Origin of the sequence: Variovorax soli (assembly GCF_031454625.1) — a bacterium.
GTDB classification, from domain to species: Bacteria; Pseudomonadota; Gammaproteobacteria; order Burkholderiales; family Burkholderiaceae_C; genus Variovorax; species Variovorax soli_A.
Genome location: NZ_JAVDRF010000004.1, coordinates 558782 through 573969 on the forward strand (window position 1 = coordinate 558782; position 15188 = coordinate 573969).

A 15188-nucleotide genomic window follows, 5' to 3' on the forward strand; every position below is an offset into this window, starting at 1 on the left:
GCCTCAGCCCCTCCCCTTCTCGACCTTGGGAACCAGGATGTAGCCCGCGCCCCTGACCGACTTGATGATCTGCGGATTGTTGGGATCGTCCTCGAGCTTGCGGCGCAGGCGCCCGATCTGGACATCGATGGTGCGGTCGAAGGGGCCGCCGTCGCGGCCCCGGGTGGCTTCGAGAAGGAAGTCGCGCGACAGCACGCGTCCCGCGTGAGTGGCCAGTGTGCTGAGGAGGTCGAACTCGCCGGTGGTCAGCCCGACCTCCGTGCCGCGCGGGTCCAGCAGGCGGCGCGCCGCCATGTCCAGCTCCCATTGGGCGAAGCGAAGCAGGGTGGCCTCTTCTTCGGCGCCCGGCCTGGTCTCCCCGGCTTCCAAGGGAACGACGCGGCGCAGCACCGCCTTGATGCGCGCCACCAGTTCGCGCAGGTCGAAAGGCTTGGTCACATAGTCGTCGGCGCCGATCTCCAGGCCGACCACCTTGTCGACCGCGTCCCCCCGGCCGGTGACGATCACCAGGCCGCAGCGCCAGTGTTCGCGCAGCTGGCGCGCGATGGCAAAGCCGTCCTCCCCGGGCAGGCCCAGGTCCAGCAGGACCAGCGCCGGTGCGTCTTGGGCCATCAATTCCAGCAGCGCCGCGCCGGAATGCAACTGGCTCACGCGGAACCCATGGCCCTGCAGGTAACCCGCAAGCAGGGTGGTGATCTCGACTTCATCATCGAGAACGGCGAGGTGGGTGGTGGCGGTCACCTGCGGATGTTAGCCAATTGAGGGCATCTGGAGAATGCGTCCGGATTTTTAGGCCGGCCGCGGTCCTCTGCCGGTCGCCATGAAGGCGCAGCTTGAGCCACATCAACCAATCCGGACCGCCGCCGTGTGAAGCTAAAGGCTTACTTCCCCGGAGAACCTCATGACGACCGAAAGCTCACCACGTCCCTCGCATCATGGCGGGCAACTTGGCCTGGCCCTCGAATGGCAGGCTGCGGCCGTCGGAACGCTGCTGCAGGCGCAGCAGCGCCAGGCCCAGATGCTCATGATCTGGCAGAAGTCGATGGCCGCGGTCGGCCAGGACCTGTGGGACCGCTGGGTCTGCCGCTTCGGCGGGGGCGTGCCGCTCGATGGTTAGGCCTCGACCGACGGTGCGGGTTTCGGCGCGAGACCGGGCCTCGACCGCGCGGGGCGTGGCAATGCCGCACCTCGTGATCCGGCGGGCGGCCGTGCGGCGGCGCTCAGGTCCGCTCAGGCCATGTACTTGCCGCCGTTGATCGACAGCGTGGTACCGGTGATGAAGCCCGCTTCGTCAGCCACGAGAAACACCACGCCGCGCGCGACTTCGCCCGGCGTCGCGAGCCGGCCCGCGGGCACGGCCTTGAGGATCTGCGCCAGCGCGTCCGGCGGCACCGCGCCGACCATGGCGGTGTCGGTGTAGCCCGGTGCCAGCACATTGGCCGTGATGTTGCGTGAGGCGCCTTCCAGCGCCAGCGACTTCGTCAAGCCGATCAGCCCGGCCTTGGTCGCGGCGTAGTTGCATTGCCCCGCCTGGCCCGAGAGCCCGTTGACGGAGCCGACATTGACGATGCGCCCGAAGCGGCGCTCGCGCATGCCCTCGATCACGGCCCGGCACATGTTGAAGCATCCGCCCAGATTGACGTCGATCACCTCGCGCCACTGCTCGAAGCTCATCTTGTGCAGCATCGCGTCGCGCGTGATGCCCGCGTTGTTGACCAGCACCTCGACTGGGCCGAGCTCGGCCTGCACGCGGGCCACGCCTTGACGGCAGGCGTCCGGATCGGCCACGTTCCAGCCGAAGGCGGGAATGCCCGTGCGGCCCGCAAAGGCCTGTGCCACGGCCTCGTTGCTGCCGTAGTTGGCGGCGACCCGGTAGCCCGCGGCCTGCAGGGCTTCGGCCACGGCGGCTCCGATGCCGGCGGTTCCGCCGGTGACCAGTGCGACGCGCATGCTCAGGCTCCGGAGCGCCATCGGCTGGTCAGCCGGGCGATGTCGATTTCCGGCGGGGCATCGGAGGTCATGAGAGTCCTTTCTCGAACGAATGAAGGCCAGCCACGGCGCTCAGCGTCGCGATGGCGGTGACTGCACTTTAGGAAACGCGCCGGGTGGAGGCCTTGCGCTGGATCAAGGGGGCGCATGGCGCAACCCGATCGAGGCCGGCCCTCGACCGTGCGCTCGACTGCTTTGACGGACAGCGCTCGTGTTGCGCTTGGGTTGATTCGCATCAAGCCCGAGGCACGCCGGGACGCGGAAACTGGCGAGGAATTCTTCCTGATCCGGAGCCGCTCATGTACCAACGCATTCTTGTTCCCATCGACGGTAGCGCCACCTCGTTGCGAGGCCTGGACGAGGCGCTTCGCATGGCCAAGCTCACCGGTGCCACGCTCCGGCTCATCCACGTGGTGGACGAGCTGAAGTACGTCACCGGCTTCGAAACCTTCGCCACCTACAGCGGCGATGTGGTCCCGCTCATGGCCGAGGCGGGCAAGCAGATCCTCGAACAGGGGCGGGAGCGCGCGCAGCGTGCCGGCATCGACGCGGAAAGCGTGCTCTTCACCTCGCTCGCGGGCCGGGTTTCCGAGCTGGTCGTGGCGCAGGCGAAGGCCTGGAATGCCGACCTCATCGTGATCGGCACGCACGGGCGCCATGGCGTCGCGCGGGCGGTGCTGGGAAGCGATGCCGAACAGGTGCTGCGCATGGCGCCGGTCCCTGTGCTGCTCGTCCACGCCCCTCGGGTCGATGAGGAAGCAAGCGGCGTGGCGGCGCCGATGGCCGCCGCTGCCTGAGCCGCGCTCCTCGCGAAACCCGAGGCCGCGCTTCCATTCCGGCGTGCGGGACATCCCGGCCGCCCCGCACACTGTCCCGATGAACTCGAACATCCCGCCCGCCGTCGCCGCGGATCGCACGCTGGTCACGGCCTTGCGCGAACATCTGCAGGCGGACACCGGCCAGCCGGTTGCGCTGGTGGAGACCCACATCTCGTGGGTGCTGCTGACTCCGGCGCTGGCCTACAAGTTGAAGAAGCCGATCACCCTGGGCTTCGTCGACTTCCGGACACTGGCGGCGCGCAGGCACTTCTGCGAGGAAGAGGTGCGCCTCAACCGGCGGCTCGCGCCATCGCTCTATGTCGGCGTCGTGCCGGTGTGCGGAACGACGCATCGGCCGCGCCTGGGTGAGGGCGAGCCCATCGACTTCGCCGTCTGCATGCGCCGCTTCCCCGAGGAAGCCTTGCTGTCCCGCCTGTTGCCGGCAGGGCGCCTGCAGGCGGGGCAGCTCGAACAGTTCGCGCAGCGCCTGGCCTTGTTTCACGATGAGGCGCAGGTGGCCGCGCCGGAGTCCTCATTCGGCGGACCGGACCAGGCGGGGCGCCCTGGCGTCGATGCGCTGGCCCGCCTGCGCGCCATCGGCGCGCGCTGTCCGAGCGACCTGCAGGGCTGGGTGTTCGAGCAGAGGAGGGCCTTGCGCACGGCGTGGCTGGCGCGGCAGCGCAACGGCGCGGTGCGTGAATGCCATGGCGATCTCCACCTGGCCAATCTGGTGGCGGTCGATGGCCGGCTGACCGCCTTCGACTGCCTCGAATTCGAACCTGCCTTGCGCTGGATCGACGTGATGAGCGACGTCGCCTTCCTCACGATGGACCTGAAGGCGCATGGCCGGTCAGACCTTGCATTCCGCTTTCTGGATGCCTATCTGCAGCACAGCGGCGACTATGCGGGCGTGCCGGTTCTGCGCTTCTACGAGGTCTACAGGGCGCTGGTACGGGCGCTGGTCTGCCGCCTGCGCGCGCGAGCCGGCGGCGACGCCCCGCCGCCCGGCGAGCCCGACTACCTGGGCTGCGCAGCGGGACTCGCGCGGGACGCGCAGCGCACGCCGCGCCTGATGATCACGCACGGGCTGTCGGGCTCGGGAAAGTCGACCACGGCTGCCGCGCTGCTGGCCGCCGCCGGTGCGATCCGCGTGCGGTCGGATGTCGAGCGCAAGCGCCTCTTCGGGCTGGGCATTCGGCAACGCTCGGCCGAGCACCATGCCGAGATCTACACGCAGGACGCGACGCGACGCACCTTCGCGCGCTTGGCCGAGTGCGCCCGCACGGCTTTGCAGGCCGGCTGGCCCGTGATCGTCGATGCCGCCTTTCTGCGCCGGGACGAGCGGTTGGCGTTCCGGGCCCTGGCCGCCGAGCTCTGCGTGCCGTTTTCGATTCTTCATTGCCGCGCCGCCGAAGCCCAACTGCGTCGCCGCGTATCGGCGCGCGATGCCGAGGGAAGCGATGCGTCCGAGGCGACCGAGGCGGTGCTGGAGCGCCAGCTGGCCACCCACGAACCCCTCGGCCAGGACGAGTGCGCGCTGGCGCTGGAAGTCGCGACGGACATGCCGGTGGATATCGCGTCCCTGTGCGCCCGCTGGCTCGCGCGCGCTCGCTGACCTTCGTCGCCGCCGGCGGCGAGGTCGAGCGTCCCGGAGCCGCCGGGCCAGGCGCTAGTCGTAGGCCACGACGCCCGCGGGCAGGCTGAAGTGCGCCGACGTCGCCGCCCGTTCGGCCTTGGTCTCGCTTTCCGGCGTGCGCACCAGGAGGACCGGGACCGAGGCATAGCGCAGGATGTGTTCCGCGCTGCTGCCCATGACGACGCGCCCGACACCGCGGCGGCCATGCGTGCCGAGAACGATCAGGTCCGCCGGCCACTTGGCGGCTTCGGCGTTCACCATCTCATGGACCGAGCCCGAGAAGCTGTCGCAGAGCTGGGTGTCGGCTTCAATGCCGGCGGCCTGGGCTGCGGCCACGGCTTCGTCGAGGATGCGCCTGCCGTTCTCGCGAAGCACCTTGAGCCAGTCGCCCGCGTAGCCCGCGTAGGCATCCATCGCCAGGGCGAACGAGAGCTCGTCGATCACATGGAAAAGCCGCAGCCGTCCCTGCGTCAGCTTGGCAAGCCGGATGGCCTCCTCGAGACCGCGTTTCGATGTCGCGCTGCCGTCGACGGGAACGAGGATTCGCTGATACATGGCCTGCTCCTCAAGTGAAGTGAGATGAGGCCAGTATCACCACGCCGATGCCCTGAGCCTTGATCTGGCGCAAGGGGAATCGATGAGCCGGATACGAACATCGGATCATCGAAATCCATCGAAAGACTCGACATGAAAACCCTCCTCGCAGTGGATGGCAGTGACTACACGAAGCGCATGCTGTCCTACCTGACGACGCACAAGGAATTCCTCGGCACGTCTGAGGCCTGTACCGTCCTTTACGTGGTCCTTCCGGTGCCGCACCGCGCGGCTGCATTCGCGGGGCCCGACCTGGTGCACGGCTACTACGACGACGATGCGCGCGTCGTGCTGGAGCCGATCCAGGCCTTTCTGCGCGAACAGGGCATCGACGCGACCTTCGTCCACAAGGTGGGCCATCCTGCCGACGAGATCGCCGCGTACGCGGAAGCCGGCAAGTTCGACCTGCTGGTCATGGGATCGCACGGGGTCGGCGCCTTGAAGAACCTCGTGCTCGGCTCGGTCGCCACGAAGGTGCTGGCGCGGTGCAGCGTGCCGGTCCTGCTGGTGCGTTGAAATGCCGGGGCATCGGCGCGGAATCCGACCGTCGCAGCACGCACTGCCTTGATCTGAAACAAGGTCGCCGCATGTCCGTCGTGAGAGCCTAGCGTTTTCCAAAGGGGAACCCGCATGACCCATTCCACCATCAGGATCATTCGCGACGAACACTCGGCCCTGGCGGCCATGCTGCGCTCCATCGTCCTGCTACTGGCACAGCATCGCCGCCAGGGGACGCTGCCCGACTTTGCCGCGCTGCGGGCGATGCTGTTCTATGTCGACGAGTTTCCGGAGAAGCGACACCATCGAAAGGAAACCGAACTGCTCTTTCCGAAGCTGCGCGCACGAACACCGCTGTCGCGCGAGCTGCTCGACCGGCTGGACGACGACCATGCGCGCGGCGAGCGGCGCATCCGCAACGTGGAGCACGCCCTGCTCGCCTTCGAGATGATGGGTGAGTCGCGGCGCAAGGCCTTCGAGCAGGCCGTCGAGCACTATGTCGACTTCTATCTCGCCCACATGGCCATGGAGGAGCGGGAGATCCTGCCCCTGGCGGAGCGCGTGCTGACGGAGGAAGACTGGTCCGATCTGGACAAGGCCTTCGGCGCGAACCACGACGCGCTGGCCGGGTGCGAGCCCGATGCGGAATACGCAGCGCTCTTCACGCGCATCGTCAACGCAGTGCCGGCGCCGATCGGCCTGGGCGCAGCGGCAGCTTGATGCGCCCCCGGGGATGAGCCATCCCCCGCAGGATCTCTCGACGATTGTCTGGCGCCACAATGCGCACTTTCCAGACTCGTCGAGGATCACTGCCCCATGGCGTCACCCCAACCGGAACCGGCCCCACCCCGCGAGGGTGAGTCTGCTGCAGCCGCTCGACGCCCCGGCAGGGCGCTGGAAGTGCTGTTCGCTTTTCTGCGCCTCGGTCTGACCTCGTTCGGCGGGCCCGTCGCGCACCTGGGCTACTTTCGTAGCGAGTTTGTCGAACGGCGCCGGTGGCTCGACGATCGCAGCTACTCCGACCTCGTGGCGCTGTGCCAGTTTCTGCCGGGGCCGGCCAGCAGCCAGGTGGGAATGGCACTGGGCCTGTCGCGCGCCGGGTGGCTGGGCGCGCTGATGGCGTGGACGGGTTTCACGTTGCCTTCGGCGTTGGTGCTGATCGCCTTCGCCTACGGCATCACACGGTATGGCGACCTGGCCGCCTCCGGTGCGGTGCACGGACTCAAGGTGGTGGCCGTCGCCGTGGTCGCGCAGGCGGTATGGGGCATGGCCAAGGTGCTGTGTCCGGATCGACCCCGGGCCGGCCTGGCCATCTTCGCTGCGCTGCTGACGCTGGTGCTGCCTTCGGCCCTGGCCCAGGTCGGCGCGATTCTCCTGTGCGGACTGGTCGGCTGGCGCCTGTTGAAGCTGCCGCGCCAGCAGGCGACGATCCACATCGGCTACGGCGTGTCCCGGCGTGCCGGCATCGTGGCACTGAGCCTGTTCGCCATGTTGCTCGCGGGCCTGCCGCTGCTGGCAACAGCCAGCGGCTCCGCGCTGTGGGCGCTGATCGAGGGCTTCTACCGGGCAGGTGCCCTGGTGTTCGGCGGCGGGCACGTGGTTCTGCCATTGCTGCAATCCACGGTGGTGCCCGGTGGTGCGGTGAGCAATGCGGACTTCCTCGCCGGCTACGGCGCGGCACAGGCCGTGCCCGGCCCGCTGTTTTCCTTCGCCGCCTACCTCGGGGCCGTGATGAGCGGCCCGCTGTCCGGATGGGCCGGCGGCCTGGTCTTCCTGGTGGTGATCTTCGTGCCGGCCTTCCTGCTGGTCGTGGGGACCTTGCCCTTCTGGGACGCGCTGCGCCAGCGGGATGCCATCCAATCGGCGATGGCGGGCATCAACGCCGGTGTGGTCGGTATCCTGCTGTCGGCGCTCTACGACCCGGTGTGGACCAGTGCGATTCGCGGCCGCACCGACTTCGCGGTTGCACTGGCGGCCTTCGGGCTGCTCGTGCATGCACGGGTCTCCCCCGTGTTCGTGGTCGCCCTCGCGGCCGTCGCCGGTTGGCTGCTGCAGGGCTAGGGCCTGTTGACAGGCCCTAGGCGAGGCCAGGCCACACGGCGGCTTGTTCGCGGCTTTTCGGAAGCCGATGAATGTCACTGGCGTGGCGTGAACGTCGGCTGCGCGGCGCCCGCAAAAGCTTCGAGCGCCGAGCCGACGCTGCCCGAGCTCTGCAGCGCACCGACGATCTTCCTGAAAAGCGGCCGGTAGGCCTCGTCGGCCTCGTGCCCTGCGAGCGGGTCGCGGTTCATCTGAAAGGCAGCGTCGAGTTCGGCCCATTCGCCGGCGTCGAGCATCGTCTCGGCCAGAGGGAGGATCTCGGTCTCCTCCACATGCATGTGGTCGAGATAGAAGTCGACGTATTGCTTCATCGAGGCCTCGAAATCGCGCCGGCGGGCTTCGCACTGGTCCGTTGCGCTCATCATCCGGAAGCCGAGCAACGCGTGTTCGAGCTCCCGGATGGCCTGCTCGCCACGCGCATGGTCACGCTCCAGGCGATCGAGGACCGCGTCGGTGTGCGCATCGCGGCCGCGCAGCTTGGGGAAGAGCAAGCGGCTTTCCTTGGGATGGTGCAGCTTCTCCGGGAATTCATCGATGTAGAACAGCATGGCCTGCAGGGCGTCGAAGTCGGGCAGCGTGTTGCGCCGCCGATGCTCGGCGAGCAGCAGGGTGATGGAGCGCAGCATGGCGGACAGCGCCCTGTGTTCATGACGGATGATGCTCAGGCTGGGGTGCGTCATCGGTGGCCTCCTCTTTGGCACCACGAAATCGAGCCTAGCGCGGCTTCGCCGCCGCTTCCTTGATCTGAAGCAAGCGCCTCGCGGCAGGCGTGGCTGCGTGCCGCGTTCTTGCGCTGCATCAAGCCGCCGCCGCAGCCTTCTGCCAACCTGAGCGCAGCGAAGGAGACGCGATGCGCATCGAAATTTCCCGGGGTGGCCATCGATGAACGCCATGGTGCCTGGTGACCCTCCCCGACGACCCGGAATCCTGCGAGCCTTGATCGGACGCCGCCGAACGTCCGCCGGCCGGCTGTCCGCGCACGATGCGCCCTTGCCCGCCGACACGCCGGACCCGGGCCCGCAGGGCTTGACGGAGGCGCAGGCGCTCGAACGCCTGCAACGCGAGGGCCCCAATGTCCTGCCGGCATCGGACCGCAAGAGCCTGCTGCACATCGCCTGGGGCGCGTTCACGCAGCCGATGTTCGTTCTGCTGCTCGTCACGGCGTCGGTCTATGCGGTGCTGGGAAGCATCGGCGATGCCGCGATTCTGCTGGTGTCGGTGCTGATGGTGGGCGCGCTTTCCATCTACCAGGAGCAGCGCAGCGAACGGGCCCTCCATGCATTGAAGGAGCTGTCCAGCCCGCGCTGCACCGTCATTCGCGACGGCCATGCGATCCGCATTCCGAGCCACCTGCTGGTGCGAGGCGATCGCCTGCTGGTGAACGAGGGCGATCGCCTCGCGGCCGATGCCCGCCTGCTGGAGTCCCATGCGATCGAGGTGGACGAATCGCAGCTCACCGGCGAGTCCATTCCGGTGGCGAAGCACCTCGGCGCGCACGGCGCTGCCGCCATGCTCCACGCGGGCAGCCTGGTGGTGCAGGGCGACGGCCTCGCGGTGGTCGTCGCCATCGGCGCGCACACCGCGCTCGGGCGCATCGGCGGCACGCTCGCGCAGATCGAACCCAGGCGCAGCCGGCTGCAGGAGGAGCTCAAGCGGCTGGTCCGGCGCGTCGCGCTGCTGGCGATGGCGACCTGCGTGGTTGCAGCCACGGTGTTCACCGTGCGCGAGGGATCATGGACCGCCGGGCTGCTGGTCGGCCTGACCTTGGCCATGTCGCTGATCCCCGAGGAATTCGCCGTCGTCTGGAGCGTGATGCTCGCGCTCGGTGGCTGGCGCCTCGCCCGCGAGCAGGTCCTCACGCGCCGGGCGCAGGCGATCGAGGCCCTGGGGACCACCACCGTCCTGTGCGTCGACAAGACCGGCACGCTGACGCGCAACCAGATGACGATCACCGCGCTCCACGACGGCGCACAGGACCGCAGGCTCGCTGCGGACGACGTCGCGCAGCCGCGCTTTCATCGCCTGCTGCAAGGCGCCATGAAGGCGAGCATGGCCGAGGGCGTGGAGCCGATGGACCGCGCCATCCATCGTGCCGCGGTGGCGGCGTCGCTCAGCTTGCCTGCACGGCTGCGAGCACTCGGCCGCCGTGGCGTGCGCGAGGGAAGGCCGTACGTGGTGCATTGGTGGCGCGCCGGCGATGAGCCCGAGTGCTCGGTCGCCGTGAAGGGCGCGCCGGAAGCCGTGCTGGCATTGTGCGACGCTCCCGTCGACCTGCTGCAGGCACTGGCCAGGACGGCACAAGCCTGGGCCGCGGCCGGCCTGCGGGTGCTCGCCGTGGCGGAAGGCCATGCGCCGCGGCCCGGCCCCGACGAGGCGCTGCCCGAGGGCTTGCGGCTGGCGCCGCTCGGCCTGCTCGGCTTCTCGGACCCGCTGCGCGCCGAGGTCCCGCGCGCCATCGACGAATGCCGGCACGCCGGCGTCCGGGTCGTGATGATCACCGGCGATTCGCCGCTGACCGCGCGCTCCATTGCACGCCAGGCCGGGCTGGTGCCCGGCAGCGCGGAGGTCCGCGTCCTGTCGGGCAGCGAACTGGCGGCCATGAGCGAGCTCGAACTGCGGCAGTGCGTCCGCGACGTCCACGTCTTCGCGCGCGTCGACCCGACGCAGAAGCTGCGAATCGTCCAGGCCCTGCAGCAGCGGGGCGAGATCGTCGCGATGACCGGGGATGGCGTCAACGATGCGCCGGCGCTGCGGGCCGCCGACATCGGCGTCGCCATGGGCCGGCGCGGCACCGACGTCGCGCGGGAAGCCGCCGCGCTCGTGCTCCTGGACGACAACTTCGCCTCGCTGGTCACGTCGGTGCGCGCCGGCCGCAGGATCTTCATCAACCTGCGCAAGGCGCTGGGCTACCTGTTCGCCGTGCACGTGCCGATCGTGGGCGTGGCGCTGATTCCCGTGGTCCTGGGAGGTCCGCCGCTGCTGTTGCCGCTGCACGTGGTCTTGCTGGAACTGCTGATCGACCCTGCTTGCTCCCTGGTGTTCGAGGCCGAGCCGGCGCCCGAGGACAGCATGCGCGTGCCGCCGCGGGGGGCGAAGGAAAGCCTGTTCTCGCCGGGCGCGGCCGTGCGTGCGCTGGCGCTCGGGGCTGTTGCACTGGCCGGCGTCGTGGTGGTTCAGTGGCTCTGCCGCGCGTGGGACGTGCCGGCGCCGGGGCTGCGCCTGGCGAGCCTGGGCGCCATCGTGGCCGGCAACTTGCTGCTGCTGCTCTGGTTCCGGGCGCCCGCGGCCGGCCCGGCGGGCGCCAATGCCGCGTTCCACGGCCTCCTGCTCGGCGTCGGCATCGTCTGGATGCTGTTGCTGGGCCTTCCGGGCGTGGCGCCGGCCTTCGGTTTGCCGGAGGTGCCGGGCGCCTGGGTGCTGGTGCCTGCGCTGCCTGCTGCATGGGCCGCGTGGCGCCTGCGCGGTGGATTCCGGCGCGATGGGCAGGCATGCGCACCGCCGCCCTTCACCGGGCCGCGGTGAGCACCGAGTGCGTTGCTCCGGACCGGGCGCGGACGCACAGAGCCGGCCTCAGCGCAGCATCACGTAGGTGCCCGGTGCATCGCAGAGGGGCGCGTAGCCGGATCGCGCATGGCCCATGGGCGGCGGCTTGCGCCTGGCGCCCGAGTGGGCGGCCAGCCAGGATTGCAGCGCCGGCCACCACGAGCCGTCGACCTGCGCGGACTGCGCCAGGTAGGTGTCCGGCGGCACGTAGGGCGCGTTCCTCGCCCGGTGATGCATGCGGTAGTGGCGGCCTTCGTGTCCGGGCTCGCTCACGATGCCCGCGTTGTGCCCGCCGTCCGTCAGCACGAAGCTGATGTCCGTGTCGCACTGCAGGTTGAGCTTGTAGACGGAGCGCCAGGGGGCCACGTGGTCGGTGCGAGTGCCGACGGCGAAGATCGGGACTTCGATATCGCCGAGCGACACGGGACGCCCGTGCACCATGAAGCGCCCCTCCGCCAGGTCGTTTTCGAGAAAGAGCTTGCGCAGGTAGTCCGCGTGCATGCGATAGGGCATGCGCGTGCCGTCGGCGTTCCAGGCCATGAGGTCGGTCAGCGGTGCGCGCTCGCCCAGCAGGTAGTTCTGCACCATGGGCGTCCAGATCAGGTCCACCGCGCGCAGCAGATGAAAGGCGCCGGCCATCTGGTCCGCATCCAGAAAGCCTTGGCGCGCCATGACGTCCTCCAGGAAGCTGAGCTGGCTCTCGTCGACGAAGAGGCTCAGGTCGCCCGGCTCCGTGAAGTCGGTCTGGGCCGCCAGCAGCGTGACCGTGGCAAGCCGGTCGTCGCCATCGCGCGCCATGGCGGCGGCGCCGATGGCGAGCAGGGTCCCGCCCAGGCAGTAGCCCATGGCATGGACCTTCTGCCGCGGCACGATCGCACCGATGGCATCGAGGCTGGCCATGAGGCCCTGTGCCAGGTAGTCCTCGATGCCGAGGTCGGCGTCTTCGGCGCCGGGGTTCTTCCATGAGATCGCGAACACCGTGTAGCCCTGGTCGAGCAGGTAGCGGACGAGGGAGTTGTGCGGCGACAGGTCGAGGATGTAGTACTTCATGATCCAGGCGCTCATCACCAGGACCGGCTCCGCGTGAACGGTCGGCGTCGTGGGCGCGTACTGGATGAGCTCCATGAGATGGTTGCGCAGCACGACCTTGCCGGGCGTGCAGGCGACCTGCTTGCCGGGCACGAAGGACTCCGCTCCCTTGGCGGGAGCGTCGGCGAGGCTTCGCTGCAGGTCTTCTGCCCATTCGCGGGCGCCCTGGAGCAGGTTCATTCCCCCGGTCGCGGCCGTCTTCCGGACCACCAGCGGATGGGTCGCGGCAAAGTTCGCGGGCGAACAGATGCCGAGCAACAGGCGAGCGGCGAAGGACACCACCTGTCCGTGGTGGCGCTCGACCCCGGGCACGTCGTCGGTGAGCTCCTGCACCGCGTGCTCGGCCGCGTGGAAGGCATCGCGGTACACGCTGAACGGCCAGATGTTCCATGCGGGATCGCCGAGCCGCCGGTCCAACGCGTGCCGATCCGGAGTGGGACTCACGTGCTGTGGCTGGGGTGGCTGGAGGGCCCGGGCGGCGTCGTCCATCGCCTGCATCCAGGGCCGGACCATCGTCAGCTGTGCGGCGCGGGCCGGCTGTGCCGCGAAATGCACGGCCCAGTCCGACCAGGCGAGCATCAGGGCCGCGGGCGAGAGCCCGCGCGTCCACAGGGCGATGCCTGCGTGAAGGGTGCGGTCCAGTTCGTCGATTCGTTCATCCATCGTGGGTCTTGCTCGCGTTCGTGTTCGTGACGTGTCCGGCATCGAACACCCTCGCAGCATGCCGGCTCGATGCAGCAGCGGCCTTGATCGGCGTCAAGTCCCGGATGCCTGGCGCGGTCAAGATGGCGGGATCGCGAGGGGCACCGAGGGTGCTCGAACCTGGCCGTCGTCGAGGCGGCATCGAGGCTTCGGCGACTGGCGATGCGCGCGCCCGCCCGGGATCGGGTCAGTGCGACATCAGCACCGGCACCCGCATGGATTCAAGGACAGTGCGCGAGGCGCCGCCCAGCACGAGCTCCCGCGCCCGGCCATGTCCGTAGCAGCCCATCACGATGAGGTCGGCGGCGGTTTCGCCCGCCAGCGACAGGATCTCCCTGCCCGCATCCTTGTCGCCCAGCCGCCGGTGCTCGTGGACGTGTTCGATGCCGTGAAGCCGCAGATAGGGAATGAGCTCCACCGGTGCCGAGTGGGTCTCGTCGACGTTGTCCTCGGCGCACACCAGGTGCACCTTTGCTGCGCCGCGAAGAAGGGGGAGCGATGCGCTCAGGGCGCGCGCGCTTTCCGGCGTCGATTTCCAGGCCACCAGTACGGTCTGCGGGATCGGGGCGGCGACACCGGCGAAGGGGACGACCAGCGACGGGCGGCCGCTGGCGATGATCACCGCCTCCGTCAGGTCGCCGGGAACATCGAAGCCGCTCGAATCCAGCGGGTCGCGCTGGCCGAGGACGAGAAGATCCGCCGCCAGCGCCCGCCGCGCGAAGCTTTCGACGACCGCCTCGTCGTCGAGTTCCTGCCACGCGAGCGCGGTGCCTCCCCAGGAGCGCGCGCGTTCGAACAGCGCGAGCGCGTGGGCCCGATGGGCAGCGTCGACGCCTCGCGGCATGCGGCTGGAGAACGTGTCCGCGCGCAACGGGTGCAGCGGCAGGAACTGGGGTGCCACGGCAAACAGGGCTGTCAGGGCCGCCTGGCACGCGCTCGCCAGGCGGTGCGCGAACTGCAGCCGTGCCTCGGCATGCGTGCTGCCGTCGAGATGAACGAGGATCGAGCGCAAGGATTCCATGGCGTGATCTCCTCAGCCATTCATGGCGCTGGTGCGCAGCCGGGCATCGGATCTCATGTCTTCATGGCCTTTCGTCGTAAAGATCGAGGCCCGCTTCCTCGAGCGGCGCCCACGCCACTTTAGGAGCGCCGGCGCGCGCCGCCTTGCGCTGGATCAAGCCCGCATCCATTGCCGATGAGGCCCAGCGATCGGGGGTGGCGGTCCGTTCGCGTCGGGTTGACCCACATCAAGGCCGAGGGCCCTGCGCGCCTCGAAGATGAACGCAGCAAACCCAACGAAGCGGACTACCCATGAATTTCAAGACCATCCTCGTTCATCTGGACCACACCGACAGGTGCCGCGCCCGCGTCGCGCTGGCGACCCGCATCGCCAAGGCGCAGGGCGGTCATCTGGTCGGGCTGTTGCCCAATGGCCTGCTCGACGGGACGATTCCGGCGAACGCCCTTCCCACCGGCATGACCGACTTCATTGCCGAATCCGCGCATTACCTGCGGCAGCGCGCGGACGGAATCAGCGAGGGCTTCAGGGCCGTGGTGAACGCCGCGGACGCGCATTCGCACGAGGTACGCGAAGTGGAGGGCACGACGATCGACGAGCTCATCGCGCACGGCCGATCGAGCGATCTCATCGTGCTGGGCCAGGAGGACAGCGCCACCGATTCCGATGTGCCGGCGCGCGGTCTCGTGCCGCAGGTGATGCTGCACGCCGGACGGCCGGTGCTGGTGGTGCCCTATGCCGGCGACTTCGGGGATCTGGGGAAGAACGTGCTGCTCGCCTGGGACGGTTCCCGCGCTGCGGCCTTGGCGATGCGCGAAGCCCTGCCGCTGCTGGCCGGCGCGCGCCGGGTGACGCTCGCCTCGTTTCGCGGCACCGGGGCCGATGCAGGCGAAGCCCTGCTGATCCCCGAAATGCTTCGCTGGCTGGAGCGTCACGGCGTGCAGCCGCGCGCCGAGCAGGACGTCGTCGAGATCGACATCTCCGACGCGTTGCTTTCGCGTGTCTCGGACCTGGGAGCCGACCTGATCGTGATGGGGGGATACGGGCATTCGCGGCTGCGCGAGATGGTCCTGGGCGGCGTGACGCGGGAAGTGCTATCGCACATGACGGTGCCCGTTCTGATCGCCCATTGAGGCACTGCGATGGGATCGTGCGGCCCATGAGCATCGCAATGAGCCGGCTGCACGCAGAGCCTCAGGCG

General features: G+C 69.1%; 14 protein-coding genes. 8 read left to right on the forward strand and 6 right to left on the reverse strand.

Annotated features, from left to right (window positions below):
- Positions 1-3: 3 nt before the first annotated feature.
- Complete coding sequence (locus J2739_RS12635; RefSeq protein ID WP_309902042.1) at positions 4-741, reverse strand: winged helix-turn-helix domain-containing protein; 738 nt, start codon at positions 739-741, stop codon at positions 4-6.
- Positions 742-901: 160 nt separating this feature from the next.
- Between J2739_RS12635 and J2739_RS12640 the strand changes: the two genes are divergently transcribed.
- Positions 902-1117: a hypothetical protein gene (locus J2739_RS12640; protein ID WP_309902044.1), complete on the forward strand. Its 216-nt coding sequence runs from the start codon at positions 902-904 to the stop codon at positions 1115-1117.
- A 113-nt stretch (positions 1118-1230) separates the two neighbouring features.
- Here the strand turns inward: J2739_RS12640 and phbB are convergent, their stop codons facing one another.
- Positions 1231-1950 carry an acetoacetyl-CoA reductase gene (gene phbB / locus J2739_RS12645; RefSeq protein ID WP_309902046.1) on the reverse strand — a complete coding sequence of 240 codons (720 nt, stop codon included), beginning with the start codon at positions 1948-1950 and terminating at the stop codon, positions 1231-1233.
- Positions 1951-2288: 338 nt separating this feature from the next.
- Here phbB and J2739_RS12650 point away from each other — a divergent pair, with 338 nt between their 5' ends.
- Positions 2289-2786: a universal stress protein gene (locus J2739_RS12650; RefSeq protein ID WP_309902048.1), complete on the forward strand. Its 498-nt coding sequence runs from the start codon at positions 2289-2291 to the stop codon at positions 2784-2786.
- Between the two features lie 79 nt (positions 2787-2865).
- Positions 2866-4422, forward strand: a complete 1557-nt coding sequence (locus J2739_RS12655) for a bifunctional aminoglycoside phosphotransferase/ATP-binding protein (RefSeq protein ID WP_309902050.1) — start codon at positions 2866-2868, stop codon at positions 4420-4422.
- A 54-nt stretch (positions 4423-4476) separates the two neighbouring features.
- On the opposite strand, the gene J2739_RS12660 is transcribed toward J2739_RS12655, so the two are convergent.
- Positions 4477-4998 carry a universal stress protein gene (locus J2739_RS12660; protein WP_309902052.1) on the reverse strand — a complete coding sequence of 174 codons (522 nt, stop codon included), beginning with the start codon at positions 4996-4998 and terminating at the stop codon, positions 4477-4479.
- A 132-nt stretch (positions 4999-5130) separates the two neighbouring features.
- Here J2739_RS12660 and J2739_RS12665 point away from each other — a divergent pair, with 132 nt between their 5' ends.
- The 3 genes from J2739_RS12665 (at position 5131) to chrA (ending at position 7596) form a co-directional block, all read left to right on the forward strand.
- Positions 5131-5553, forward strand: coding sequence for a universal stress protein (locus J2739_RS12665; RefSeq protein ID WP_309902054.1), 423 nt, complete (start codon positions 5131-5133; stop codon positions 5551-5553).
- A gap of 114 nt (positions 5554-5667) precedes the next feature.
- Complete coding sequence (locus J2739_RS12670) at positions 5668-6255, forward strand: hemerythrin domain-containing protein (RefSeq protein WP_309902056.1); 588 nt, start codon at positions 5668-5670, stop codon at positions 6253-6255.
- Between the two features lie 96 nt (positions 6256-6351).
- A complete protein-coding gene (chrA, locus tag J2739_RS12675; RefSeq protein ID WP_309902057.1) occupies positions 6352-7596 on the forward strand; it encodes a chromate efflux transporter in 1245 nt (414 codons plus the stop codon).
- Between the two features lie 74 nt (positions 7597-7670).
- Here the strand turns inward: chrA and J2739_RS12680 are convergent, their stop codons facing one another.
- Complete coding sequence (locus J2739_RS12680; RefSeq protein WP_309902059.1) at positions 7671-8315, reverse strand: hemerythrin domain-containing protein; 645 nt, start codon at positions 8313-8315, stop codon at positions 7671-7673.
- 310 nt (positions 8316-8625) lie between these two features.
- On the opposite strand from J2739_RS12680, the gene J2739_RS12685 reads away from it, so the two are divergent.
- Positions 8626-11157 carry a cation-translocating P-type ATPase gene (locus J2739_RS12685; RefSeq protein ID WP_309902061.1) on the forward strand — a complete coding sequence of 844 codons (2532 nt, stop codon included), beginning with the start codon at positions 8626-8628 and terminating at the stop codon, positions 11155-11157.
- Positions 11158-11205: 48 nt separating this feature from the next.
- Here the strand turns inward: J2739_RS12685 and J2739_RS12690 are convergent, their stop codons facing one another.
- Positions 11206-12930, reverse strand: a complete 1725-nt coding sequence (locus tag J2739_RS12690) for a PHA/PHB synthase family protein (protein ID WP_309902063.1) — start codon at positions 12928-12930, stop codon at positions 11206-11208.
- 226 nt (positions 12931-13156) lie between these two features.
- The gene (locus tag J2739_RS12695; protein WP_309902065.1) at positions 13157-13990 is read right to left on the reverse strand and encodes a universal stress protein; all 834 of its coding nucleotides are present in this window, start codon (positions 13988-13990) and stop codon (positions 13157-13159) included.
- Between the two features lie 290 nt (positions 13991-14280).
- On the opposite strand from J2739_RS12695, the gene J2739_RS12700 reads away from it, so the two are divergent.
- Positions 14281-15120, forward strand: coding sequence for a universal stress protein (locus J2739_RS12700; protein ID WP_309902067.1), 840 nt, complete (start codon positions 14281-14283; stop codon positions 15118-15120).
- The last annotated feature ends 68 nt before the right edge of the window (positions 15121-15188 follow it).

Excerpts from the sequence above, each read along its gene's own strand:
- J2739_RS12640 (WP_309902044.1), top strand. The coding sequence starts at position 902 with ATGACGACCGAAAGCTCACCACGTCCCTCGCATCATGGCGGGCAACTT.
- phbB (WP_309902046.1), bottom strand. The coding sequence starts at position 1,950 with ATGCGCGTCGCACTGGTCACCGGCGGAACCGCCGGCATCGGAGCCGCC.
- J2739_RS12650 (WP_309902048.1), top strand. The coding sequence starts at position 2,289 with ATGTACCAACGCATTCTTGTTCCCATCGACGGTAGCGCCACCTCGTTG.
- J2739_RS12655 (WP_309902050.1), top strand. The coding sequence starts at position 2,866 with ATGAACTCGAACATCCCGCCCGCCGTCGCCGCGGATCGCACGCTGGTC.
- J2739_RS12660 (WP_309902052.1), bottom strand. The coding sequence starts at position 4,998 with ATGTATCAGCGAATCCTCGTTCCCGTCGACGGCAGCGCGACATCGAAA.
- J2739_RS12665 (WP_309902054.1), top strand. The coding sequence starts at position 5,131 with ATGAAAACCCTCCTCGCAGTGGATGGCAGTGACTACACGAAGCGCATG.
- J2739_RS12670 (WP_309902056.1), top strand. The coding sequence starts at position 5,668 with ATGACCCATTCCACCATCAGGATCATTCGCGACGAACACTCGGCCCTG.
- chrA (WP_309902057.1), top strand. The coding sequence starts at position 6,352 with ATGGCGTCACCCCAACCGGAACCGGCCCCACCCCGCGAGGGTGAGTCT.
- J2739_RS12680 (WP_309902059.1), bottom strand. The coding sequence starts at position 8,315 with ATGACGCACCCCAGCCTGAGCATCATCCGTCATGAACACAGGGCGCTG.
- J2739_RS12690 (WP_309902063.1), bottom strand. The coding sequence starts at position 12,930 with ATGGATGAACGAATCGACGAACTGGACCGCACCCTTCACGCAGGCATC.
- J2739_RS12695 (WP_309902065.1), bottom strand. The coding sequence starts at position 13,990 with ATGGAATCCTTGCGCTCGATCCTCGTTCATCTCGACGGCAGCACGCAT.
- J2739_RS12700 (WP_309902067.1), top strand. The coding sequence starts at position 14,281 with ATGAATTTCAAGACCATCCTCGTTCATCTGGACCACACCGACAGGTGC.